This window comes from Cryptosporangium arvum DSM 44712, from assembly GCF_000585375.1.
Classification (GTDB): domain Bacteria; phylum Actinomycetota; class Actinomycetes; order Mycobacteriales; family Cryptosporangiaceae; genus Cryptosporangium; species Cryptosporangium arvum.
Map to the genome: position 1 here is coordinate 1,543,902 of NZ_KK073874.1, position 23,569 is coordinate 1,567,470.

At 70.9% G+C, this 23,569-nt stretch carries 18 protein-coding genes; 9 read left to right on the forward strand and 9 right to left on the reverse strand.

The annotated features are described in order from the left end of the window. Window positions 1-2: 2 nt before the first annotated feature. From CRYAR_RS07130 to CRYAR_RS07140, 3 genes are all read left to right on the forward strand, one after another. Complete coding sequence (locus CRYAR_RS07130; protein WP_211247313.1) at window positions 3-2,384, forward strand: bifunctional polysaccharide deacetylase/glycosyltransferase family 2 protein; 2,382 nt, start codon at window positions 3-5, stop codon at window positions 2,382-2,384. Window positions 2,385-2,454: 70 nt separating this feature from the next. Further along, a complete protein-coding gene (locus CRYAR_RS07135; RefSeq protein WP_035861156.1) occupies window positions 2,455-3,141 on the forward strand; it encodes a winged helix-turn-helix domain-containing protein in 687 nt (228 codons plus the stop codon). 2 nt (window positions 3,142-3,143) lie between these two features. After that, window positions 3,144-4,508: a sensor histidine kinase gene (locus tag CRYAR_RS07140; RefSeq protein WP_084700186.1), complete on the forward strand. Its 1,365-nt coding sequence runs from the start codon at window positions 3,144-3,146 to the stop codon at window positions 4,506-4,508. A gap of 56 nt (window positions 4,509-4,564) precedes the next feature. Here the strand turns inward: CRYAR_RS07140 and CRYAR_RS07145 are convergent, their stop codons facing one another. Next, entirely contained in the window at window positions 4,565-6,088 is a 1,524-nt protein-coding gene (locus CRYAR_RS07145; RefSeq protein ID WP_169745008.1) for an acyltransferase family protein, read from the reverse strand. 90 nt (window positions 6,089-6,178) lie between these two features. Then, entirely contained in the window at window positions 6,179-7,597 is a 1,419-nt protein-coding gene (locus CRYAR_RS07150) for an acyltransferase family protein (RefSeq protein ID WP_211247315.1), read from the reverse strand. 240 nt (window positions 7,598-7,837) lie between these two features. Between CRYAR_RS07150 and ndk the strand changes: the two genes are divergently transcribed. Beyond that, entirely contained in the window at window positions 7,838-8,245 is a 408-nt protein-coding gene (ndk, locus tag CRYAR_RS07155; protein ID WP_035849238.1) for a nucleoside-diphosphate kinase, read from the forward strand. Between the two features lie 73 nt (window positions 8,246-8,318). Here the strand turns inward: ndk and CRYAR_RS07160 are convergent, their stop codons facing one another. The 5 genes from CRYAR_RS07160 to CRYAR_RS07180 form a co-directional block, all read right to left on the reverse strand. Further along, a complete protein-coding gene (locus CRYAR_RS07160; protein ID WP_169745009.1) occupies window positions 8,319-9,956 on the reverse strand; it encodes an acyltransferase family protein in 1,638 nt (545 codons plus the stop codon). Window positions 9,957-10,032: 76 nt separating this feature from the next. Further along, entirely contained in the window at window positions 10,033-11,463 is a 1,431-nt protein-coding gene (locus CRYAR_RS07165) for an acyltransferase family protein (RefSeq protein ID WP_051569873.1), read from the reverse strand. A gap of 168 nt (window positions 11,464-11,631) precedes the next feature. Continuing rightward, window positions 11,632-12,090, reverse strand: coding sequence for a peroxiredoxin (locus CRYAR_RS07170; protein WP_035849239.1), 459 nt, complete (start codon window positions 12,088-12,090; stop codon window positions 11,632-11,634). A gap of 105 nt (window positions 12,091-12,195) precedes the next feature. Then, window positions 12,196-13,857 carry a DEAD/DEAH box helicase gene (locus tag CRYAR_RS07175; protein ID WP_051569874.1) on the reverse strand — a complete coding sequence of 554 codons (1,662 nt, stop codon included), beginning with the start codon at window positions 13,855-13,857 and terminating at the stop codon, window positions 12,196-12,198. A 273-nt stretch (window positions 13,858-14,130) separates the two neighbouring features. Next, a complete protein-coding gene (locus tag CRYAR_RS07180; RefSeq protein ID WP_035849241.1) occupies window positions 14,131-14,595 on the reverse strand; it encodes a carboxymuconolactone decarboxylase family protein in 465 nt (154 codons plus the stop codon). Window positions 14,596-14,852: 257 nt separating this feature from the next. Here CRYAR_RS07180 and ileS point away from each other — a divergent pair, with 257 nt between their 5' ends. Together ileS and CRYAR_RS07190 are read left to right on the forward strand one after the other, a co-directional pair. Beyond that, complete coding sequence (gene ileS / locus CRYAR_RS07185; protein WP_035849243.1) at window positions 14,853-17,972, forward strand: isoleucine--tRNA ligase; 3,120 nt, start codon at window positions 14,853-14,855, stop codon at window positions 17,970-17,972. Window positions 17,973-18,086: 114 nt separating this feature from the next. Further along, window positions 18,087-18,845, forward strand: coding sequence for a hypothetical protein (locus CRYAR_RS07190; RefSeq protein ID WP_035849245.1), 759 nt, complete (start codon window positions 18,087-18,089; stop codon window positions 18,843-18,845). Here CRYAR_RS07190 and CRYAR_RS07195 read toward each other — a convergent pair. Beyond that, window positions 18,837-19,436, reverse strand: coding sequence for a helix-turn-helix domain-containing protein (locus CRYAR_RS07195; protein WP_051569875.1), 600 nt, complete (start codon window positions 19,434-19,436; stop codon window positions 18,837-18,839). The genes CRYAR_RS07190 and CRYAR_RS07195 overlap by 9 nt on opposite strands. A gap of 59 nt (window positions 19,437-19,495) precedes the next feature. Between CRYAR_RS07195 and CRYAR_RS07200 the strand changes: the two genes are divergently transcribed. Next, on the forward strand, window positions 19,496-20,707 hold the full coding sequence (locus tag CRYAR_RS07200; protein WP_051569876.1) for a benzoate/H(+) symporter BenE family transporter: 1,212 nt from the start codon (window positions 19,496-19,498) through the stop codon (window positions 20,705-20,707). Here the strand turns inward: CRYAR_RS07200 and CRYAR_RS07205 are convergent. Continuing rightward, window positions 20,645-21,457, reverse strand: coding sequence for a hypothetical protein (locus tag CRYAR_RS07205; RefSeq protein WP_035849247.1), 813 nt, complete (start codon window positions 21,455-21,457; stop codon window positions 20,645-20,647). The genes CRYAR_RS07200 and CRYAR_RS07205 overlap by 63 nt on opposite strands. A gap of 174 nt (window positions 21,458-21,631) precedes the next feature. Here CRYAR_RS07205 and CRYAR_RS07210 point away from each other — a divergent pair, with 174 nt between their 5' ends. Both CRYAR_RS07210 and CRYAR_RS07215 read left to right on the forward strand, forming a co-directional pair. Then, entirely contained in the window at window positions 21,632-22,069 is a 438-nt protein-coding gene (locus tag CRYAR_RS07210; RefSeq protein WP_035849248.1) for a hypothetical protein, read from the forward strand. A gap of 79 nt (window positions 22,070-22,148) precedes the next feature. Continuing rightward, window positions 22,149-23,561, forward strand: coding sequence for a serine hydrolase (locus tag CRYAR_RS07215; RefSeq protein WP_084700198.1), 1,413 nt, complete (start codon window positions 22,149-22,151; stop codon window positions 23,559-23,561). The last annotated feature ends 8 nt before the right edge of the window (window positions 23,562-23,569 follow it).

The window sequence follows — 23,569 nt, forward strand, 5'->3', positions numbered from 1 at the left end:
AGATGCAGCCTGGGCAATACGGCCGCGTCCCGCAGCCGACCCAGTACCCGCAGTACCCCGCGCAGCGTTACCCGCAGTCGGCGCCTCCGGCGCCGGCTGCTCCGCAGCGTCCGGGTACGCAGTTCCCGCAGCAGCGGCCGCCCGCCAACCCGCCGACGTTCGGTGACGGTGGCGGACCGGTCAACCCCCCGCCGGGCGGAGGCGGCGGTGGGGGTGGCGGCGGCGGAGGCGACGGCAGTGGCGGCGAGGCCCGCAAGGTCCCACCGCGCCCGCGCTTCCTGTTCGTCGCGTTCCTGCTGCTCGTGCTGGTCGCGGTCCTGATGGTGCAGGCGTACGTGCAGGCTCAGGTCGCCACGCCGAAGAACGTCCACAACGCGGGCGCTTCGGACGAGGTGCCCGACAAGGTCCTCTCGGGTGGGCCGATCATCGACACCACCCACAAGGACAAGCCGTACTCGTACTCGCTGCCCGACAAGAAGATCGCGCTGACGTTCGACGACGGGCCCGACCCGAAGTGGACGCCGAAGGTCCTCGACCTGCTCGCCAAGTACAACGTCCACGCGACGTTCTTCCTGGTGGGCTCGGCGGTCACCGAGCACCCAGACCTCGTCGAGCGGATGGTCCGCGAAGGACACGAGGTCGGCATCCACAGCTTCACCCACCCCGAGATGTCGGAGATGGGTGCCTGGGAGCGCAAGCTCCAGTACTCGCAGACGCAGATGGCGATCGTCGGCGCGGCCGGCGTCACCACGTCGCTGCTCCGCTTCCCGTACTCCTCGCAGCCCGACGCGATCGACAACGTCTACTGGCCGATCGTCAAGGAAGCCGGTGAGCTCGGCTACCTCAACGTCGTCAACGACACCGACAGCGAGGACTGGAAGAAGGAGGGCGTCGAGAAGATCATCACCAACTCCTACCCGAAGAAGGGGCAGGGGGCGGTCTCGCTCTTCCACGACGCCGGTGGCAATCGCAAGATGACGCTCGAGGCGATCGCGGAGATGCTCCCGCGGTTCAAGAACGAGGGCTACCAGTTCGTCACCGTCGGTGAGGGACTGAAGATGTCCCCCGACTGGAACAACGCGGACGGCGGCGCCAACTTCCAGGCCATGCAGCCGGCCAGCTCCGGTGAGATCTGGCGCGGGCGCGCGATGATCTGGGTCGTCCAGGCCTCGGGTTGGTTCGTCACCGGCCTGGTGGGCCTGCTGACCGTCGTCGGTGTGCTGACGCTCGCTCGCCTGGTGTTGATGCTCGTGCTGGCCACGGTCCACGCCCGGAAGCGGCGGGCGAAGAACTTCCGCTGGGGGCCGGAGTTCCTGGAGCCGGTGTCGGTGGTGGTGCCGGCCTACAACGAGAAGGAAGGCATCGCGGCCGCGGTCAGATCGCTGGCGACCAGTAACTATCCAATGGTCGAAGTGATCGTGGTCGACGACGGGTCGTCGGACAACACCGCGGAGATCGCCGAGAGCCTCGGCTTCGCGAACGTGCGTGTGGTCCGGGTACCCAACGGCGGTAAACCGGCGGCGCTCAACATCGGCACCGCCTGGGCCCGCGCGGACGTCATCGTCATGGTCGACGGCGACACGATCTTCGAGCCCGACTCGGTCTACGAGCTCGTGCAGCCGTTCGCCGACCCCCGGGTCGGTGGCGTCGCCGGCAACGTGAAGGTCGGCAACCGCCAGAGCATCGTCGCGCGCTGGCAGCACATCGAGTACGTGATCGGCTTCAACCTCGACCGGCGGATGTACGACATGCTCCAGTGCATGCCGACGATCCCCGGTGCGATCGGCGCGTTCCGCCGCGAGGCGCTCACCGACGTCGGCGGCGTCTCGCACGAGACCCTGGCCGAGGACACCGACCTCACGATCGCGATGGGCCGTGCCGGCTGGAAGGTCGTGTACGAGGAGAAGGCCCGCGCCTGGACCGAGGCGCCGTCGACGATCCAGCAGCTGTGGAAGCAGCGTTACCGCTGGAGCTACGGCACGATGCAGGCGATGTGGAAGCACCGCAAGGCGGTGTTCGAGAGTGGCCCGTCGGGCCGGTTCGGCCGGTTCGGTCTGGTCTTCCTCGGCATCTTCCAGGTCGGTCTGCCGCTGTTCGCGCCGCTCATCGACGTCTTCGCGCTCTACGGCCTGGTCGCCTACGACGCGGCGCTGTCCGCGGGGGCCTGGGTCGGCATGCTCGCACTGCAGTTCTTCCTGGCGGTGTTCGCGTTCAAGCTGGACAAGGAGAAGCTCGGCCCGCTGTGGTCGCTGCCCGCCCAGCAGTTCGTGTACCGGCAGCTGATGTACGCGGTGATGATCCAATCCGTGGTCACCGCGTTGACCGGTGCCCGCCTGCGGTGGCACAAGCTGCACCGCACGGGGCTCCAAGCTCCTGGTAGCTGATGCATTCGAAGGGCCCGGCGAATCCGCCGGGCCCTTCGTCGTACCCGCGTGGGAGAGTGTCGGCGTGAAGGTGCTCGTGGTCGAGGACGATGCCGATCTGGGGTACGCGGTCGCCGCGGCCCTGCGCGGCGCCGGGCTGGCCGTCGACCTGGTCGGAGACATCCCGGCCGCGGACGAGGCCGTGCTGATCAGCCCGTATGCCTGCGTGGTGTTCGACCGGATGCTGCCCTCGGGGGACAGCGTCGACTACGTGGCCGCGCGTAGACGGGGTGGCTGGGACACCCCGGTGCTCTTCCTGACCGCTCGCGACAGCGTGGCCGACCGGGTGGCCGGCTTCGAGCACGGCGGCGACGACTACCTGGTGAAGCCGTTCGCGGTGGCCGAACTCGTCGCGCGGGTGCTCAGCCTGGGCCGTCGTTCGCTCACCACCGGCCCGCCGGCCGCACCGGTGCTCCGCGTCGTCGACCTGGAGATCGACGTCCCGCGCCGCCAGGTCCGCCGCGCGGGCGTCCTGCTGACGCTCACCGCGAAGGAGTTCGCGGTGCTCGAGCTGCTGGCCAACCACGCCGGTGAGGTGGTCAGCCGCACCACGCTCATCGAGCACTGCTGGGACGCGATGGCCGAACCGATGTCGAATGTCGTGGACGTGCTCGTACGCCAGCTGCGGCGCAAGCTGGGCGGTCCGCAGCTCATCCACACCGTCCGGGGCGCGGGCTATCTGCTCGGCCAGGATCCCGCCGCACCGGCCTACGGCTGATCGTGGTCACTACGCCGCCGCTCGCGCCCAACGCCGCCGGGAAGTCGCCCGGGCGGCGCTCCGGGCGGCTCCGGAAGCGGAAACTCACCGGGAAGGGCACGGGCACCGTCGGTGTGCGGCGGTCGCTGCGGCTGCTGCGGTGGCGGCTGACCGTCCTCTACACGGTGGTGGCCGGCTGCGGGCTGATCGCCCTGGCGACGCTGGCCGTCAACACCGACAACCACCTGCGCGAGACCCGGCTCGACAACTCGATGGAGACCCGCGCGCGTACCGCGGTCGCGCTCGTCTACTTCACCGACTCGGGCATCCAGCTGCAGGACATCCGGCAGGACGAGGTCGCGACCGGGTCGCCGCAGCTCGTCGTGCTGCTCGGGTACCCGCCCCAGCGCTCGGTGTTCGCGAGCAGCGACCCGGCGCTCACGGTCACCGCGTCCCACCTGAACGGGGTGGCGGCGCAGGCCATCGATCTCGGTGGAATCGTCCGCACCGACGGTGAGGACGATCGTGGGCACCCCACCCGGCTGCTCGCCGCGCCGCTCTACGACAACGAAGGCACCGCGGCCGGCGCGGTGGTCGTCATCGGCGACCCGACCGACGGGGACGAGGAACACGAGAAGCTCGTCGCCGCGCTCATCCTCGGCTGCGTGACGCTCGTGACGCTGGCCGCGCTCGCCGGCCACGCGTTGTCCGGGCGGTCGATGCGGCCGGCCGTCGACGCGCTGGAGCGGCAGGAAGCGTTCCTCGCCGACGCGGCCCACGACCTGCGCACCCCGGTGGCGACGCTCCGCACGCTCGCCGAGGCGGCCCTCGCCGACCCCGCTCAACGCTCGGATCTGTTGCCCCGGGCGGTGGCGCTGTCGGCGCGCATGGGCGACATCATCGACGACCTGCTGACCCGGGCCCGCCTCAACGCCGGCGTCCAGCACCTGAACAAGGAGCTGCTCCGGCTCGATCTGCTGGTCGAGAGCATCGTCGATCAGCTGGCCGACCCGGTGGGCGGCCCCGGCGCGCGGGCCCAGGTCACGTTCCACTCCGAGGAGTGCACGGTCCGGGCCGACGCCCACCTGGTCACCCGCGCGGTGGCCAACCTGGTCGAGAACGCGCTGAAGCACGGTCACCACCCGGGTGTCGCGCCCGAGGTGGACGTCGTCGTGCTGCGGCCCGGGCGGATCACGGTCTCAGACCGCGGCCCGGGCATCGATCCGAACGTGGCGTCCGCGCTGTTCGGCCGCTTCCGGAGCGACGGTGGCTCGATCGGCCTGGGGCTCTCGATCACGCTCTGGGCGGCCGACCTGCACGGCGGAAAGCTGACCACCGCCGCCCGGCCGGGCGGCGGTGCGGTGTTCGAACTGGTGATCCCGGCCTGAACCCCGGGGACCGGGCCTGAACCCCGGAGACCGGGCCTGGACCCCGGAGCCGGGGCCTAGCGGTTGCGCGGGATCGTGCCGGTCTCGTCGAACGACGGGGGGCGCTCGTCGCGGCCCCGTGACGACTGCGGGGTGCCGGGCCCGGCGCTCCAGCCGACGTCGTCACGCTGCGCCGGCACGTCGGGGAACCGGCCGGTGCGTGGCGTGCCGTAGGTGGCGGGCTCGGACGAACGCCGCTGTTCGGGTAAGCGCCGGTCGTTCTCGTACTGCTGGTCGTCGGGCGAGGCGGGCCGGGAGCCGTACACCCGGGGCTGCGGCCGCTCGTCGGGCCGGGACGCCGGGGTGGCCGACCAGCCGCCACCGGGCGGGGTACCCACCGGCGCGCCGGACACCGGAAGCGACACCGTGCTGTCGTCGACGTTCGCTGCCACCGGTGGCTCGGGCTGCCCGCCGCCGGTGACTCCGGAAGCCGCGGCGGGCGCGGCCGGCGTCGACGCGCCACCCTTCTTGCCCAGGTCCTTGGGGAGCAACTGGGGCCGCCGCTGGGCCGCGACGTCCTCGATCCAGCCGAACGCGAGCATGCCCAGGATCGTCAGTACGACGGCGATGACCGCGCAGACCGCGGTACCGGCGGTCTCGCCGAGCTTCCAGACGCCGACCTTGTCGCCGACCGGGTAGCTGAGCTCGATCGCGACGTTGTGCCACAGGTAGATCACCATGGCGCGGCCGTTGACGATCGTGATCAGGCGGTCGAGCGCCTTGTTGTTGCCCACCCAGCTGAACTTCGGCGCGAAGCGCAGCAGGATCAGCACGATGCCGAATGAGAAGATCGCCTGCCCGGCCGGGATCAGGTTGAAGTCGTAGCTGTTCTCCTCCTGGTGCGTGAACGCCCAGAAGGTCGCGAGCGCGGCCAGCGCCAGACCGCCGGTGACCACCGCCGGTACCGGGATCTTCTTGAGCATCCCCTCGCGGTGCGCGAAGCCGAGCAGCCAGAGCGAGAGGAACGTGAAGCCGTCGGTGAGCACGCCTTCGCCCAGCTCGCCGGCCCAGCCGAAGCCGATCTTGCCGGTCGCGACCCCGACCATGACCAGCAGCGGGATCGTGATCATCGTCCGCGGGTACCAGCGGAACAGGATGAGCAGCAGCGGCGAGAGCAGGATGAACCAGACGATGCTCCGCATGTACCAGAGCGGCTCGGTGAGCGAGGCCGCCCACTCCGAGCCGGGCGGGTCGGACAGCGGGAAGATCCAGAACACCAGACGCCAGAGCGGCGGACGCTCGTCGGCCGGCCAGCCGTGCCAGAACATCAGCGGGATGCCGATGAGCCCGGCGAGCCAGAGGACCGGCAGTAGGCGCTGGAGACGGTTCTTGATCGTCTTCAGCGCGCCGCGGTCGAGCGAGCGGACCATCAGCGACCCGGAAATCGCGAACAGCAGGCCCATGGCCGGCCAGAAGCCGAGCCACGCCTCGGTCGAGAAGATGTGGTAGACGACCACCCAGAGGATGCAGAGGAACCGAAGAACGTCGAAGTAGCGGTCCCGGCCCCCGGTCGAGGCGCGCGCAGGCGTTTGCGTGGTCACCGAACCATGATCACCTTCTGAACGGGTGCGCATGGTTGTTTCAGGGAACTAAGTCCAGCGCACAGTGTACATTTACCGACACTCTTCGTCCTATCGGCCCACTTGATCGGGGCGATCGTCCGAGCGCGGACGCGACGTACCGTACTCCGCCGACGGGTAGTGGCCACCGGCCCGGGGGTCGGGATTCCGACCCTGCGGTCCGTACTGCTGCGGCGGGTACTGCCGGGGGTCGTACTGCTGCGGAACCTGCTGGCGCGGATCGCCGTACCGCGGGTCGGGGGCGTACCGGGGGTCGCCCCCGTAGGGCTGCTGATTGCCGTACTGGGCCGGGGCCGGGGCCGGGGCGGGGGTCGGCGGCATCGGCGGTGACTGGGGGGCCGCCTCGGCGGCAGCACCCGGCTGGAGCGGCGCGGCCAGCACCTTCACCTTCCCGGGTACCAGCTCGGGCTTCCGCCGCGCGGCGACGTCCTCCACCCACCCGAACGCCAGCACGAAGACGCCGACGAGCACCCAGGTCAGCGGGAACCAGGCGACCCAGATGTCGATCCCGAACTGCTCGAGCACGGTCATCGCGATCAGGATCGCCGCGTTGTGCCAGAGGTAGATCGTCACCGCGCGGGAGTTGAAGATCGTGATGATCCGGTCGATCACCGCGTGGCGCTGCAGCCACTCCATCCGCGACGAGTAGCGCATCAGGATGAACACGACGCCGAACGAGTAGAGCGCGAGCGTGAGGCTGCTGTTCTCCACCGACCAGGCCTTGCGGCCCTCCTCGAGCGCCTCGGCGTTACCCGGCCCGGCCAGCCAGCCGAGGCCGGCGGCGATCACCACGCCGCCGATCGCGAACAGGGCCGGCAGCGGCAGGCGCTTGATGATGCCTTCGGCGTGCGCGAACCCGATCAGCCAGCAGCCCAGGTACACGAGGACGTCGTTGAACGTGCTGCCCCACCAGTCGTCCAGCGGGAGGATGCCGACCTCGGCCAGGCCGAGCAGAGCGAACGGCAGGGCGAGAACCAGCCACGGCACCTTGCGGAACGGCTTGAGCAGCAGCGGCGACAGCGCCACGAACCACAGGTACGTCTTCAGGTACCAGAGGACGCCCCACGCGACCTCGCCCCACTCGCTGCCCGGCGGGTCGCCGACCGGCAGCAGCCAGAACGCCAGCTGCCAGAGTGGGGAGTCGCCGTTGGCGCCGTAGCTCCACTCCCGCGGTGCGCCGTCGTGCCAGATCATCAGCGGGATCCAGATCGCGCCGAAGGCCCAGACCACCGGGAGCAGGCGGCGGAACCGGCTCTTGATCGCGGCCAGCGCACCCTTGTCGATCGAGCGCACCATGAGCGTTCCGGCGAGCGCGAACATGACGCCCATCGCGGGGAACCAGGGGAAAATGGCGAAGCCGAACGCGTGGTAGGTGACCACTCGGATGATCGCGACCGCGCGCAGCGTGTCGAGATAACGGTCGCGGCCCTTTGCGGGGGTCGCCTTCGGCGCGGGCGCAGGGGCAGTCACGGACACGAGCACATGTTCCGGGAATGAGATGAAGTTTGGATGAGGAGAACAACTTCGGTTTGCTGCGAATGTTCACAGCCGTGCGGACATATCACGTGAGTGACCCCAGACCGCCGCCCGATCGGGGGTGTATGAGAGCGGAGTCACGCGGACGGTACGCTGCGGTGACGGGTCGACGCGCCTCCGCTGCCGGTGTTCACACCCGGCCTCCGCCCCCCATCTGAACGAGGAGTCATCCCTGTGTCCGAGCGCACGCTGGTTCTGATCAAGCCCGACGCGGTCCGCCGCGGCCTGATCGGGGAGGTGCTCGGGCGATTCGAGCGCAAGGGCCTGAGCATCGACGCGCTGAACCTGCGCACGGTCGACGCCACGCTCGCCGACGAGCACTACGCCGAGCACCTCGAGCAGCCCTGGTACCCGCCGCTGCGTGAGTTCATCACGTCCGGTCCGCTGGTGGCGCTCATCCTCTCCGGCGACGAGGCGATCTCGGTCGTCCGGACGCTCATCGGCGCCACCGACGGCCGCAAGGCCGCAGGCGGCACGATCCGCGGTGACTTCTCGCTGTCGAACCGCGAGAACCTCGCGCACGCGTCGGACTCGCCGGAGTCCGCTGCGCGCGAGATCAAGATCTGGTTCCCGGAGGCCTGAGCCTCCCACCGACGAACGAGGCCGCATCACGCTCCGAGCGTGATGCGGCCTCGTTCGTCGGTGAAGCCCGGGCTCAGTGCCGGCTGCGGCGCGGTTCCTCCGGCTGTCCCTCGGCCGGCGGGCGCTGCGCCGGGTAGCCGTTCCGGCGCGGCGGCTCGCGACGGGCCTCGCGGTACGCCTCGCTGTAGTCGGCGGTGGGGTGGTTCGCCACGTTGCGGTACTCGGCGTTGTAGTCGGCGGTCGGGTGGTCGTAACCCCCGAGCGGTGCGCCGTACTGCCCGGTCTCGTACTGCTGGTACCGGTGCGCGTCCGGCGTTCCGTGGCCGTTCTGCGGGTGCCCGGCCGGCCCGGCGGGGCGCTGCTGCGGGTACCGGTCGGGCTGGGTGTACTGGCCCTGACCGTACGGGTCGGGCCGTCCGTGCTGCTCCGGGCGGCCGTACCGGTCGTCGGGCCGGCCGTACCGATCGGGCGCACCGTACTGGTCCGGCCCGCCGTAGGGGCGTTGATCGTCGCCGGGACGGGCGGCGTTCGCGGCCACCGGAGCCGGGGTGTCCTCCGCCGCCTTGGCGGCCAGCTCGGCGGCGTGCTCCGCGCGCCGTTCCGCCGCCGACGGCCCCACCGGGAACAACCGCGGTTTGCGCCGAGCCGCCAGGTCCTCCACCCACCCGAACGCCAGCACGCACAGCGCGACGAGCACCCAGACGGTCAGGAAGTCCCAGGCGGGGTTCTCGACCAGCCCTTCCGGGAGCCAGCGGGTCAGCCAGTCGTCGATCGGGTACGACGCGTCGATCATCACGTTGTGCCAGAGGTAGATCGTCACGGCACGGTTGTTGACGAGCGCCACCAGCCGGCCGAGGAACGGTGTCCGGCCGATCCAGCTGGCGTCGGGAGCGAAGCGCAGCAGCGGGATGATGACCGCGATCGACCACAGGGCGTTGGCCAGCGGGATGCCGTTGAGGTCGTAGGCCTCGCCGGCGTCCGCGTCCTGCGCGGGGTGCCCGAGCGCCCAGGCAATACCACCGATCGCGCACGCCGCCACGAGGGCGATCAGCGCCGGCATCGGGACCTTCTTCAGCTTGCCGGTGCGGTGCGCGAACCCGAGCATCCAGCACGGAGCGAACATGCCGAGCGTCGAGACGAGGTCCCACAGGTTGCCCTCGTCGGGCGAGGGCAGGACGCCGAAGGCCTGCAGCAGCACGAGGCCGAGCGGCGCGACGAGCGTCGGGACCGGCCACTTGCGGAACGCCTTGAGCAGCAGCGGGCTGAGCGCGACCAGCCACAGGTAGGTGCGCAGGTACCAGAGCACGACGGTGAAGTTCGTGCCGAACTCGTTGCCGGGCGGGTCGAAGATCGGCACCACCCAGAAGATCAGCTTCCAGAACGGCACCGGTTCGCCGGTGTTCGGGTCGGTCCAGTTGGAGAAGGCACCACCGCCCCAGATCATGACCGGGATGATGATCAGGCCGAACAGCCACAGGGCCGGGAGCAGCCGCCGTGCCCGGTTCTTGATCACGGTGAGCGGAGGCTGTTTGTCCAGCGAGCGCACCATCAGACCGCCGGCGAGCGCGAACATCACGCCCATCGCCGGGAAAAGCCAGCTCAGCCAACTGCCGCCGAACGTGTGGTACGTGACCACCCGGATGATCGCCGCCGTGCGGAGGGCATCCAGGTAGAGCTCACGGTTCGGGCGCTTGGTGGGGCGATCGCTCACACCCGAGATCATTGATGTCTCTCCATGAGGGGATCGTGAGAAGCCAGGGGCACCTGTGGAGCGATTCAGGTGCAAATCAGGAGCTCGTCCGGACCGGGGCGTCCTGCCCGGGGAACGCCGACCAGGCCACCTCGCGGACGAGCAGCGTCGTCGGTGCGACACGCACCTCACCACCGGCGATGCCCACCGCGTGCACGATCCGGACCGGACGGCTCTCCTCGGCCGGGAACTGGTCGGCACGCAGGAGGCGCAGCGCCCACGGATCGGCCGGCTCCGGCGCGCGCGTGGCCGGGTCGTCGCCCCCGACCGCGTCCGGCACGGTCGTCTCGGGGTCGGGAGCGGTGACGGCGTCGGTGACGCCATCGGTGGCCGCGGGAGGCGCGCCCGTCGGGGGCCTCGTGCGCACCGGTCCGCGGAGGGATGACAGCGGCGGCTCGGCCGGGAGGCGGGGGAGCAGCGTGGGCCGGCGGTCGGCCGACACGTCCTCGATCCAGCCGAACGCGACCACGCCCAGACCGACGAGCACCAGCGCGAGAACGAAGCACGCCGCGGTACCCGCCGCGGTGCCGAGCCCCCAGACGCCGAGCGCGGAGCCGATCGGAAAACTGAGCGCGAGCGCGACGTTGTGCCACAGGTAGATCACCATCGCGCGCCGGTTGACGATCATGACCAGCCAGTTCGCCGGTAGGTACGGCCACCACCGCCGCTCCAGACCGGCCCACGCCGGTGCCGGGCGGAGCAGGAGCAGCACGGTGCCGGCCGAGAACAGCAACTGCGCGAGCGGGATCAGGTTCAGGTCCACCGAACCGGACGCCGGGTGGGTGAACGCCCAGACGACGCCGGCGACCGCGAGCACCGAACCGGCGACCAGCACGGTCACCCGACGGGCGTGCGCGATCCACTCGTCGCGGTGCGCGAAACCCAACAGCCAGCACGGCAGGTAGATCGAGGCGTCGCGGACCACCGCACCGAACCGCTCGCCGAGCGTCCACACGTCGAAGAGACCGGTTCCGATCGCGACGGCCACCGTGGCCGGGACCAGCACCGTCATCCGCGGGAAGCGCCGAAACAGCGGCAGCAGCAGCGGTGAGAGCAGCAGCAACCACAGGTAGGTCCGCAGGTACCAGAGCGGTTCGGTGAGCGCGCCGGCCCAGTCCGCGCCCGGTGGGTCGGAGAACGGCACCACCCAGAACAGCAGTTCCCAGCGCGCCTCCGGACGCCAGCCGAAGCCCACCATCACCGGTACCGCCAGCGCGGCCGTCGCCCACAGCGGCACGAGCAGACGCCGTAGCCGCCGGCCGACCGCGCGGCGGGTGGAGGTGTCGAGCGAGCGGGCGGTCAGCGACCCCGCGATCGCGAACAGCAGCCCCATCCGCGGCCAGTACGAGAAAACTGCCAGCGGGAACATGTGGTACAGCACGACGTACGCGATGCACGCGGCGCGCAGGACGTCGAAGTAGCGGTTCCGATCGCGGGGCGGAGCCTTCGAGGGTTGACGGACCGTCACGTGAACGCGCGTGGGGGGAGCGTCGACGACAGGCTTCGCGGGGGCTAAAGCGGTCACTGGCCCATAATTGCCCGATTCGCCGGCGTCATGGGGGACGCCTCTCGGTGATCACTACCAAAAGGGGGTGATCAGGGGAGCGAAACGGTCCGAAAGGCCAAATGTTCTCGACTAGACGTTTCGGTTGCGCAGAACCTCGAGCGCTTTGTCGGCATGGACCGACATGCGAAGTTCACTGCGGACGACCGCGAGCACACGCCTGTCGACGTCGATGACGAACGTGTGGCGCTTGACCGCCAGCGGGCCGAGGCGACGCTTGACGCCGTACTCGGCCGCGACCGTGCCGTCGAGGTCGGACAGCAGCGGATAGTCGAGGTTGTGGCGGCCGGCGAACTCCGACTGCACCTCGACGCGGTCGTTGCTGATGCCGATGCGCTGGGCTCCGACGGCCGCGAACTCCTTCGCGAGGTCACGGAAGTGGCAGCTCTCGGCGGTGCAGCCGGGGCTCATCGCGGCCGGGTAGAAAAACAGGACCACCGGTCCGCCCTCGGCCAGCAGGGTGGTGAGCTTGCGCGGCACACCGTCCTGGTCGGGCAGTTCGAAGTCCGGGGCCAGCTCACCTGTGTCCATCGTCGACCTTCGTAGCGCGGTTCGTCCGTGGTCACTCTCGCAGCCGCGCTGCGGTCCCGCCAGTCGGTGCGGGCAAGGCTGGTGGCCTTGCCCGCCGTCCGGAGGTCAGGCGACGCGACGCGGGCCAGACCCGCGGCGACGACGGCCGCCGCCGCGCTCGCTGTGCGCCGCAGCGCCGCCGGCCGTGTAACCACTGGCGCCGTTGCTGTCGGAGGTGTAGACCGACCCACCGGACCGGCCCGCGCCGCTCCGGCTCCGGCCGTTCGCGCCGCCCCGGCCGCCGTTCTCGCCGGTCGCGCCGCGGCCGCCGTGCGCCGCACCGCCCCGGCCGCCCGCCGACGACCGGCCGGCGGGCGCCGCTCCGTCGCGCTGCGCGGGTGCTGTGCGCCGCTGGCCGGCGGCCACCGGAGCCTCGTGCGTCGCGCCTCGCCCGGCGCCCCGTCCGCCGCTACCACGCCGCGAACGGCCGGCACCGGCCGGGCTCTCGCCCGCGCGTCCGCCGCGGGAGTCGGTCGCCGCGCCGCCCCGGCCGCGCCCGGCCGTGGCCGTCTGCGCGGGGGCCTGCGGTGTGACCGGCTCGGCCGGCGGGCCGGTGAGCTCGACGATCTCGGCCGCGCCGGGCCTCACCGCGACGGTCTTCGGCGCGATGCCCGCGCGGCGAGCCAGGGCGCGGACGTCGGACTGCTGGTCGGGCGTCGCGATCGTGACGACCACGCCGCTGGCGCCGGCCCGGGCGGTGCGCCCCGACCGGTGCAGGAACGCCTTGTGCTCCGCCGGCGGGTCGACGTGTACGACGAGCGCGACGTCGTCCACGTGCACGCCGCGCGCGGCGATGTCGGTGGCGACGAGCACCTTGACCGCACCCGACGTGAACGCGGCGAGGTTACGCTCACGCGCGTTCTGCGCGAGGTTGCCGTGCAGGTCGACGGCCGGTACCCCGGCCGCGGTCAGCGACCTCGCCAGCCGCCGCGCCCCGCTCTTGGTGCGGGTGAACAGCAGCGACCGGTCCCGCCCGGAGGCGAGCTGGCGCACGACGTCGGCCTTCGTGTCCGACGCGACCTGGAACACGTGGTGCTCCATCGTCGCGACCGGGGCGACGGCCGGGTCGACCGAGTGCGTCACCGGCTGGTGCAGGTACCGGCGCACGAGCACGTCCACGCCGTTGTCGAGCGTGGCCGAGAACAGCAGCCGCTGGCCGTTGGTCGGGGTGCGGTCGAGCAGACGCTTCACCGAGGGCAGGAAGCCGAGGTCGGCCATGTGGTCGGCCTCGTCGAGCACGGTGATCTCGACGCCGCCGAGGTCGCAGTGCCCCATCCGGATCAGCTCCTCGAGCCGCCCGGGGCAGGCCACCAGCACGTCGATGCCGCCGGCCAGCACGCTGATCTGCTTGCCCAGGCCGACCCCGCCGAACACGGTCGTGGTGGTCAGCCGGGCGGCGTCGGCGAGCGGACGCAGCACGGCGTGCACCTGCGTCGCCAGCTCACGCGTCGGAACGAGGACGAGCCCGCGCGGGCGACCGGCGCGCCGGGGCGCCTTCGCGGTGGCCAGCCGACTGACCACCGGGAGTACGAACGCCAGCGTCTTGCCGCTGCCGGTGCGGCCGCGCCCGAGCACGTCCCGGCCGGCGAGCGTGTCGGGCAGCGTGGCGGTCTGGATCGGGAACGGCGTGTGGACGCCGTCCGCGGCCAGCGCGTCGACGACGACAGCCGGAACACCGAGGTCCAGGAAAGTGCGGGCAGGGGAGTGCGACTGCTCAGCTGAGAGCAAGGAAGTCCTTCCAGATGACGGAACGCCCGGCTCGGGCGGCGGCTCGCAGTGCCGGCGAGCTCGGTGACGAAACCTCACGTCCAGGGCCCGCCACATTGCGTGCCGCTACACCCAGCCGGCGAGCGCGCCGGCCGATTCCGTCGTTCCGACGCCACTCTACCGGCACCAACCAGCGCGATCGCCCGCCGATTCCCGCCGCTCCCCTCCCGCACCTGGCCCGACCGTCCGAACGGACCGCCCGCCGGCGCGTTCAGACCTCCAGCGGGGGCGCGTTCAGACCTCCAGCGGGGGCGGAGTGTGCGAGGTGATCGCGAGCCGGTTCCAGAGGTTGATCGTCCCGATCGCGAGGATCAGGTCGGCCAGGTCTTTCTCCTCCCAGACGGCGGCGGCCCCGGCGTAGACGTCGTCGGGAACGCCGTGTTCGCCCAGCCGGGTCATCGCGTCGGTCAACGCGAGCGCCGCCCGCTCCCGCCGGGTGAAGAACGGCGCTTCGCGCCACGCCGCCACCGCGAACAACCGGCGGCTGTCCTCGCCGGCCGCGAGCGCGTCCTTGGAGTGCATGTCGACGCAGAACGAGCAGCCGTTGAGCATCGACGCGCGTAGCTTGACCAGCTCGAACACGACGGGCTCGACGTTGCTCGCGACGTACTTCTCCAGTGCCAGTACGGCCCGGTAGCCGTCCGGCGCGAGCTGGGCCGCGGAGATCCGGGGTTCGATGGTCACGGTGTTTTCGGTCATGACTCCCAGGACGAGCCGGGAAAAAGAAACGTGACCGGGCGCGGTAGGCTTGATCCACAGGCATCGACCCGGCCATCACCGGTGAGCCTCCGGAAGAACGGTCCGCCGGACCTAGTAGAACCGGACGGGTAAGGCCCGTCACAGCCGAGACAAGAGCGGGTCTCCCCGGAGACCAAGCGAGGTGGTACCGCGGGCGTTCGTGCCCGTCCTCGCACACGAGGAAGTCCGAGACCGTGTGCGAAGGGAAGCGTCCGATCATGGCGTATCCGCAGAACGACCCGAAGAAGCCGGTACCGGCTGCCGCGTCGTTCCCCGAGATCGAGCAGCGAGTGCTCGACCACTGGAGCAGCGACGCCACGTTCCAGGCCAGCATCGACGCCCGCCCGGCCGGGGAGAACGGCAGCAACGAGTACGTCTTCTACGACGGCCCGCCGTTCGCCAACGGTCTGCCGCACTACGGCCACCTGCTCACCGGTTACGTCAAGGACCTGGTCCCGCGTTACCGGACGATGAAGGGCGAGCACGTCGAGCGCCGCTTCGGCTGGGACACCCACGGGCTGCCCGCCGAGGTCGAGGCCGAGCGTCAGCTGGGCATCTCCACCAAGGCCGAGGTGCTCGACCTGGGCATCGCGAAGTTCAACGACGCCTGCAAGGCCTCGGTGCTGCGCTACACCCAGGACTGGGAGCGCTACGTCACCCGCCAGGCCCGCTGGGTCGACTTCGAGAACGACTACAAGACGCTCGACACCGACTACACCGAGAGCGTGCTCTGGGCCTTCAAGACCCTGTTCGACAAGGGCCTGATCTACGAGGGCTTCAAGGTGCTGCCGTACTGCTGGCGCTGCGAGACGCCGCTGAGCAACACCGAGACCCGGATGGACGACGTCTACCGGTCGCGGCAGGACCCGGCGGTGACGGTCGCGTTCACGCTGGAGACCGGCGAGAAGCTCTGGGTCTGGACGACCACGCCGTGGACGCTGCCGAGCAACCTGGCCGTGGCCGTCGGACCGACGTTCGAGTACGCGAAGTTCTCGAACGGCACCGAGACGGTCATCCTCGGGGCGGCGCGTACCGGCGCCTACGAGAAGGAGCTCGAGGGCTTCGAGCAGGTCGGCACCGTGACCGGGGCCGACCTCGTGGGGCTGCGCTACACCCCGCTGTTCGACTTCCTGACCGGCCGCGACGACGTGGACAACGCCTGGCGCGTGCTCTCCGGTGACTTCGTCACCACCGAGGACGGCACCGGCGTCGTGCACATGGCACCGGCCTTCGGCGAGGACGACCAGAACCTCTGCAACGCCAACGGCATCCCGACGATCGTCACGGTCGACGAGCACACCCGCTTCACCGCGCTGGTGCCGCCGTACCAGGGCCTGCAGGTGTTCGAGGCGAACAAGCCGATCAGCCGTGACCTGCGGGAACAGGACAAAGTCGTCCGTCAGGACTCGTACGAGCACCCGTACCCGCACTGCTGGCGCTGCGACACGCCGCTGGTCTACAAGGCGGTGTCGAGCTGGTTCGTCGAGGTGACGAAGTTCCGCGACCGCATGGTCGAGCTGAACAAGCAGATCACCTGGGTGCCCGGCCACGTCAAGGAGGGCTCGTTCGGGAAGTGGATCGCGAACGCGCGTGACTGGTCGATCAGCCGCAACCGGTTCTGGGGTGCGCCGATCCCGGTCTGGAAGTCCGACGACCCGACCTATCCGCGGGTCGACGTGTACGGCTCGCTGGACGAGATCGAGCGCGACTTCGGGGTGCGCCCGGACGACCTGCACCGGCCCTACGTCGACGACCTGACCCGGCCGAACCCGGACGACCCGACCGGGCGCTCCACCATGCGGCGGGTGCCCGAGGTGCTCGACTGCTGGTTCGAGTCGGGCTCGATGCCGTTCGCCCAGGTGCACTACCCGTTCGAGAACACCGAGTGGTTCGAGAACCACTACCCGGGCGACTTCATCGTCGAGTACATGGGCCAGACCCGGGGCTGGTTCTACACGCTGCACGTACTGGCCACCGCGCTGTTCGACCGTCCGGCGTTCACCACGTGCGTCTCGCACGGCATCGTGCTGGGCAACGACGGCACCAAGATGAGCAAGTCGCGCCGCAACTACCCCGACGTCTACGAGATGTTCGACGTCTACGGTGCCGACGCGATGCGCTGGTTCCTGATGTCGTCGCCGATCCTGCGCGGTGGGGACCTCGTCGTCACCGAGAGCGGCATCCGGGACAGCGTCCGGCAGGTGCTGAACCCGCTGTGGAACGCGTACTACTTCTTCACGCTGTACGCGAACGCGGCGGACTACTCGGCCGTCCGGCGGACCGACTCGACGAACGTGCTCGACCGGTACGTGCTGGCGAAGCTGCGTGACCTGGTCTCGGACACCACCGAGTCGCTGGACGTCTACGACATCTCGGGTGCCTGCGCCGGCGTCCGGAGCTTCTTCGAGACGCTGACGAACTGGTACATCCGGCGGTCGCGGGACCGGTTCTGGGCCGGCGACGCGGACGCGTTCGACACGCTCTACACCGTGCTCGAGACCGTCACGCGGCTGACCGCTCCGCTGCTGCCGATGCTCACCGAGGAGGTCTGGCAGGGTCTGACCGGCGGCCGGTCGGTGCACCTGTGCGACTTCCCGGACGCGTCCGAGCTCCCGGCCGACGCCGAGCTGGTGGCCGCGATGGACCGGGTGCGTGACGTCGCGTCGTCCGCGCTCTCGCTGCGGAAGGCGAAGAAGCTGCGGGTGCGGCTGCCGCTGGCGTCGCTCACCGTGGCGGTTCCGGACGCCGCGGCGCTGGAGCCGTTCCGCGACCTGCTCGCCGACGAGGTGAACGTCAAGGAAGTGCTGCTCCAGCCGGACGTCGACCTGGCCTGCTCGAACGTGCTGACCGTCGTTCCCAGGGCGCTGGGGCCGCGTCTGGGCAAGGACGTGCAGCGGGTGATCAAGGCGGTGAAGGCCGGGGACTGGTCGTCGGCGGACGGCACCGTCGTCGCCGGTGGGGTTCCGCTCCAGGACGGGGAGTACGAGCTGAAGCTCGTGCCGACCGAGCCGGACCGGTCGGCCGCACTGCCCGGCAACGTCGGTGTGGTCGTGCTCGACCCGGAGCTGACGCCGGCGCTGCTGGCCGAGGGCGTGGCGCGGGACGTCGTCCGGGCCGTGCAGCAGGCGCGCAAGGACGCCGGTCTAGACGTGTCGGACCGGATCACGCTGCGCCTTGAGGCTCCGGACGACGTCGTCTCCGCGGTGCGGGCCCACCAGGACTTCGTCGCGGCCGAGGTGCTGGCGTCGGCGGTCGAGTTCGGTCCGGTGGCGGACGCGGCGCACGCGGCCGAGGTCGGCGAGGGCGCTCCGATCCGCGTGGGCGTCGCCAAGCGCTGAGCCGGATGGGCCGTGCACTTTCGGGTGTACGGCCCATTTCGGTTGTTATGTAGTATTAAGGGCGTGTGGGGGGAATGGCGACTAGGCGTCGGTAAAAGCACCGGGGGCGGGATCATGCTCGTCGCCGCCGTGCTGGCGGGCGGCCTCGCGTTCACCGGCTGGCAGATCGGGCAGATGCGTGCCGACGGCGGCCCGGTGCAACTCGCCGAGCGCGGTCCGCTTCCGCAGGACCCCACCACCTGGCCGACGTCGTCGGGCGATCCGAACGAGCAGTCCCAGCAGGGTGCGATCGCGCCCGGCCCGCCGCCGGAGTCGGTCGAGGCCACCGGGAGCCCGACCGCGTCGCCCAGCCCGGTCCCGGTGCCCACCGGCCGCTGGGCGGGCATGGCCAGCGTGACGGTCACCGGCGGCGACCAGGGGTGCCGGGCGAACACGAAGACGTTCCGCACGCCGGCCGTCCTGCGTATCGAGGCCCCGCTGCGCGGCGACGGCAACGCCGTCCGGGTCACGTTCGAGTCCGACGACCCGGCCGCCGAGGGGTCGTTCCGGGTCGCGTCGAGCGTGCCGTCGACCGGCCGGGCCGCCACCCGGTGGTGGGTGCTGTCCGGCAACGGCGCCGGGGGTTTCGTCGGGCGGCTGTACCGCCCGGCCGAGGACCCGGTGCGGGACGCCGGTGAGATCGACAACCTGCTGTTCGCGACGCGGAGCCTCGACCAGCAGTGCGGCGCGCTGCTCTCCGCGCCGCTCAGCTTCCCGCTCGGGTCGGGGTCGTCGCTGCGGCTGACGGGGCAGGGTGCGCAGCGCAGCGTGCTGGTGACCGGGCGCACCAGCGACACCACCCGCTCGTTCCAGATCGCGTGGGCGTCAACCTGACGCGCGGGGTGAGCGGATCAGCAGTGCGGCCTCGAAGTCGTCGGTTCCGGCGGCGTAGAAGTGGGGCGTGTCCGCGCGGAAACGGACGTACGCCCCTGCCGTGGCCTGCTGCGGCGCCTCGACCGGACCGACGGTGGCGTCGCCCCGGAACACGGTGAGGTGCTCGGTGACCCCGGCCCCGTGGGCAGGTGACACCTGGGTCGCGCCGGCCCGGATATGGATCCGGTAGAGCTCGTACGTCGCGTCCGGCTCCTCGATCACCTCCAGGAGCGTCGCCTCGCCCGCCGCGCCCCGCACGACGGTCGCGGCCGTGTGCGGATCGCCTGCCGCCGGGGGGCTCAGCACGGCGGCGAGCGGCACGCCGAGCCGGCCGGTCACCGCGTAGAGCGTCTCCAGCGTGGGGTTGCGCACGCCGGTCTCCAGGCCGGAGAGCGTCGCCTTGCCGATCCCCGCCCGGCGCGCCAGTTCGGAGAGCGAGATCCCACGCTCCTCCCTCAGCGCGCGGATCCGGCGGCCCACCGCGGCCGGGTCGTCGTCCAGCGCCGCCGCTCGGGGAGCCGGGGCGGTCGGGGTTGGGCGGTCGTCGGACATGTGGTTATCCTGGCGCATCGAGCATCGTTCCGTTTATGGAACGGTCGTGAGGAGGACCGATGCTTCAGCCGGTGTTGGCCGGAGTCGTGACGGCTCTGGTCGGGTTCGCGAGCTCGTTCGCCGTGGTCATCGCCGGCCTGCGCGCGGTCGGCGCGGATCCGGCCGAGGCGTCGTCCGGCCTGCTGGCGCTCTGCGTCGCGACCGGTGTGACCGCGGTCTGGCTCAGCGTCCGGTACCGGACGCCGATGACGATCGCCTGGTCGACGCCCGGCGCGGCGCTGCTCGTCTCCACCGGCGCGGTCGACGGCGGATTCCCGGCCGCGGTCGGCGCGTTCCTGGTGGCGGCGCTGCTCGTCGTCGCAGCCGGTCTGTTCGGGCCGCTGGCCCGCTGGATCGCCGCGATTCCGGCGCCGGTGGCGAGCGCGATGCTCGCCGGCGTGCTCCTCGACCTGTGTCTCTCGCCGGTGCGTGCGGTCGTGGAGACGCCGCTGCTCGCGTTGCCGGTGATCGTCGTCTGGGCGCTGCTGACCCGGTTCGCCCGGGCCTGGGCGGTGCCGGCCGCACTCGTCGTGGCCGCGGCCGGGGTCGCGATCACGCGGTTCGACGAGGGCCTGGACGCCACGCTGCGGCCGACCGTCGCCCTCACCGCGCCGACGTTCGAGCTCGGCGCGGTGGTGAGCATCGCGCTGCCGTTGTTCCTGGTGACGATGGCCGCGCAGAACGTGCCGGGGATGGCGGTGATGGCCAGTTACGGGTACCGGCCGCCGCTGCGCCCGGCGCTGGTGACGACCGGGCTGGGAAGCGCGATCGCCGCGCCGTTCGGCGGGCACGCGATAAACCTCGCGGCGATCAGCGCCGCGTTGGCCGCCGGGCCCGACGCCCACCCCGATCCGGAGCGGCGGTGGATCGCGTCGGTCTCCGCGGGGGTCGGGATGACGCTGCTCGGGCTCGGCGCCGGGCTGGCCACCGCGCTGGTCGTCCTGGCGCCGCCGGTGCTGATCGAGGCCGTCGCCGGCCTGGCGCTGCTGGCCGCGCTCGGCGCCGCCTTGACCGCCGCGCTCACCTCGGCCGACTCGCTGTCCGGCGGGCGCGAAGCGGCGGTCGTCACGTTCGTCGTCACCGCGTCCGGGGTCACGCTCGCCGGCGTCGGCGCCGCGTTCTGGGGTCTGCTCGCCGGTGGGGCCATCCTCCTGCTGTTCCGCCGCCGGTCAGACCGGCCGGTGGACGTGGAAGTACTTGGGGCCGATGAAGCAACCGACCGCGCACAGTAGGTAGCCGAAGATGCTGAGGTAGGCGCCCGGCTCGAGCTCGGCGCCCTCGGGGAGCGACGCGAGCGCGGAGAAGTGCACCGCGGCGAAGCTGAGCAGGCCCAGCCCGGCCAGGATCCGGTAGCCGGCGCCCTTGAGCTTGAACAACAGGATCGCGACGCCGACGTACACGACGAACGCGACCAGCAGGATCACGCCGACCACCCCGACGGCCAACCCGGTGCCCTCGGTGTTGAATTCGCTGCCCATCGCCCCGGCGGCCGCCCCGACCAGCACCAGCGACAGCACGGTCGACCCGAAGAACGCCAGCCCGATCAGGACGTAGATGACGCCGTAGGTGATGCGCCAGCCGGCGTTGTCGGTGGTGCCCGCCATCGAGAGGAAGAACGCCCAGACCGCGATGACCAGCCACACGTACCCGAAGTACTGGCTGCTCCAGGTCTTCATCGCGTCGCCGCCGACGTCCCAGAGGTTGCCCATCAGGTCCCAGAGGTTGAACGTCTCCGGACCGGTGTCGACCCAGGGCAGCGACGGGCAGACGATCCCGACGATGAGCAGGCCGACCAGCGGCAGCGCGATCGCCGCCGAGGTGCGTGACCGCTTGACCGTGCGCAGCCCGGCCGGCGGCGGTGCGTAGGCCAGGTGCGGTGGCAGCGGCTGCCCCGGTAGCGGACCGGCTCCGTACGGTGTCGCCGGCGGGTAGGCCGGCGGTGGGTAGTAGGACGGAGGGCCGTAGGGCGGGCCTGGCTGCATGGTTCGGAACTCCCCGTAAGACGAGTGGTCAGCGTACCGAGGAGAACTCTGGTGCCTTCCGGGCTCGAGCGGATCCTCAGTTCGTGCCAGACGCGGCGAGCGGCCGGCCGTGCGCCGGTGCCGGAGCGCCACCAGGTAAGCGTGGCCTAACGTGACCGGTCGTAGAGTGGGCGCGTGGCCGCCGACTTCGAATACTTCGTCGCTTCTCCCGACCGGATCGCCTCGCTCGACCTGGGTCGCAGCCCCGCGAGCCAGTTGCCGTCGGCGACGGCCGCCGACCTGCCCGGCGTCGACCCGGCATTGGTGCTGTTGGCGTTGGTCGAGGTGCTCAGCACCGAGGAGTACGAGGCGCTGCTGGCGAAGGGGCCCGGCGAGGTCGTGCACGACGGCGGCGACGCGGGGCCCTGGGTCATCGCGATCGACGATTTTGTGGTCGCGGCGATCCAAGGTGCCGACGGCGATCCCGAGATGGAGTGGGACGACGCGGTCGCGCTGTGGAGCGGGCTGACCGAGCTCGACGAGGGCACGTTGCTCGAGACCACCGACGAGCTGCGCCGACTGTGCGGTCACGTCGACGCGGAGCACCGGCTGTACTGCTGGGCGAAGCATTAAAGGTGCCTTAAACGGTGCAACCGACGGCCTTCTCCTCACTTATGTGGACGCTCAACGTCCACATAAGTGAGGAGAACCAATGCGAGGTCGCCAATGGGGCGTCGCCGTCTTGCTCGGCGCGCTGGTGATCAACGGGGGAGGTGTTGCAGTCGCCGCCGAGGAAAGTAGCGGAGGGCGTTCCCCGGCCGCCGACGCACGACTTGCCGCCGCACTCCAGAAAGCCGTCGACGGACAGAAGTTCGCCGAGGTGCTCGACACGGTGCCGCCGTCGACGTCCGCGGCCAAGGAGCTCTACCGCACCGAACTCGCGCCGGACGACAAGGGCCGGTCGGCGGCGTCCGCCAAGCTCGCCGCCGCCGCGGCCCCGATCCACCAGACACCGCAGCTCGACGCGACGGTCATCAAGCTCGACCGGGCCGGACGGCCGATCGCCGCGGCGGACGTCATCCTGAGCCCGCAGTACCCGAACGGCAAGATCATCCCGCTCGACGCGAACCTGACGACCGACCAGGTGCGCTGGCGCCAGTGGGACGACGCGACCTGGGACAACGGTGCCCGGGGCACCGTCGACATCGTTCCCGGCCGGGAGAACGCCCCGGTCGACTTCATGTCGCCGTACCCGGCGTCGGTGCTGAAGCTGATGGTCGGCTTCGGCATCCTCCGGATGGTGGACGCCGGCGAGCTGAGCCTCGACGACACGTACACCTACACGCCGGTCGGGACGCCGAGCTCGCTGTGCGGTGGCGCGCGGGCGGCCACGTCGATCACCCAGCTGTTCGACGAGATGATCACGGTGTCGTCGAACCCGTCGACGTGCGCGCTGATCAAGCTGATGCACGAGCGGGGCAAGATCGACGGGCTCAACCAGCAGTTCGTCGACCTCGGCCTGCCGACGCTGCGGGTGAAGGGCACCAACCCCAACACCGGGGGCACGTGGGCGAACGCGGTGACGATGAGCTCGATCGACACCGCCAAACTGCTCCTGCTCTTCAACGGCTCCCCGGGGACGCTCTGGAAGACGCCGTCGGGGACGCCGGTGAACGCGTCGGTGCTCAGTGCTTCCTCGCGTTCGTACCTGCTCGGGAAACTGGGCGAGCAGGGGCTCAACCAGGTGCTCTCGACCACGAACTACTGTGGGCGCGCCTACCCGCCGCCGGGGATTCCGCAGGTGACGCCGTCGCGCTGGATCGACCCCGCGACCGGGGTCGTGTCGGTGGCCGGACGCAACTACGGGCAGGACGTGCGGCCGTGCAACGCGGCGGCGACCGTGACGTTCGCGCACAAGACCGGGCTCGCCGACACGTCGGGTAACGACGCGGGCATCGTGAAGTCGCTGCCGGGCAAGCCGTTCCGCTCCTACATCGTGTCCGTGCACTCGAACCTCGGGTACCGGTACGTCGACGCGGACCGGCCCGCGGATCCGGCCGGGGTGTACCCGGTCCAGTACACCGAGAAGCTGGCCCTCCTGGGCCGGGCGATCAACGCGCTGTAACCGGACGG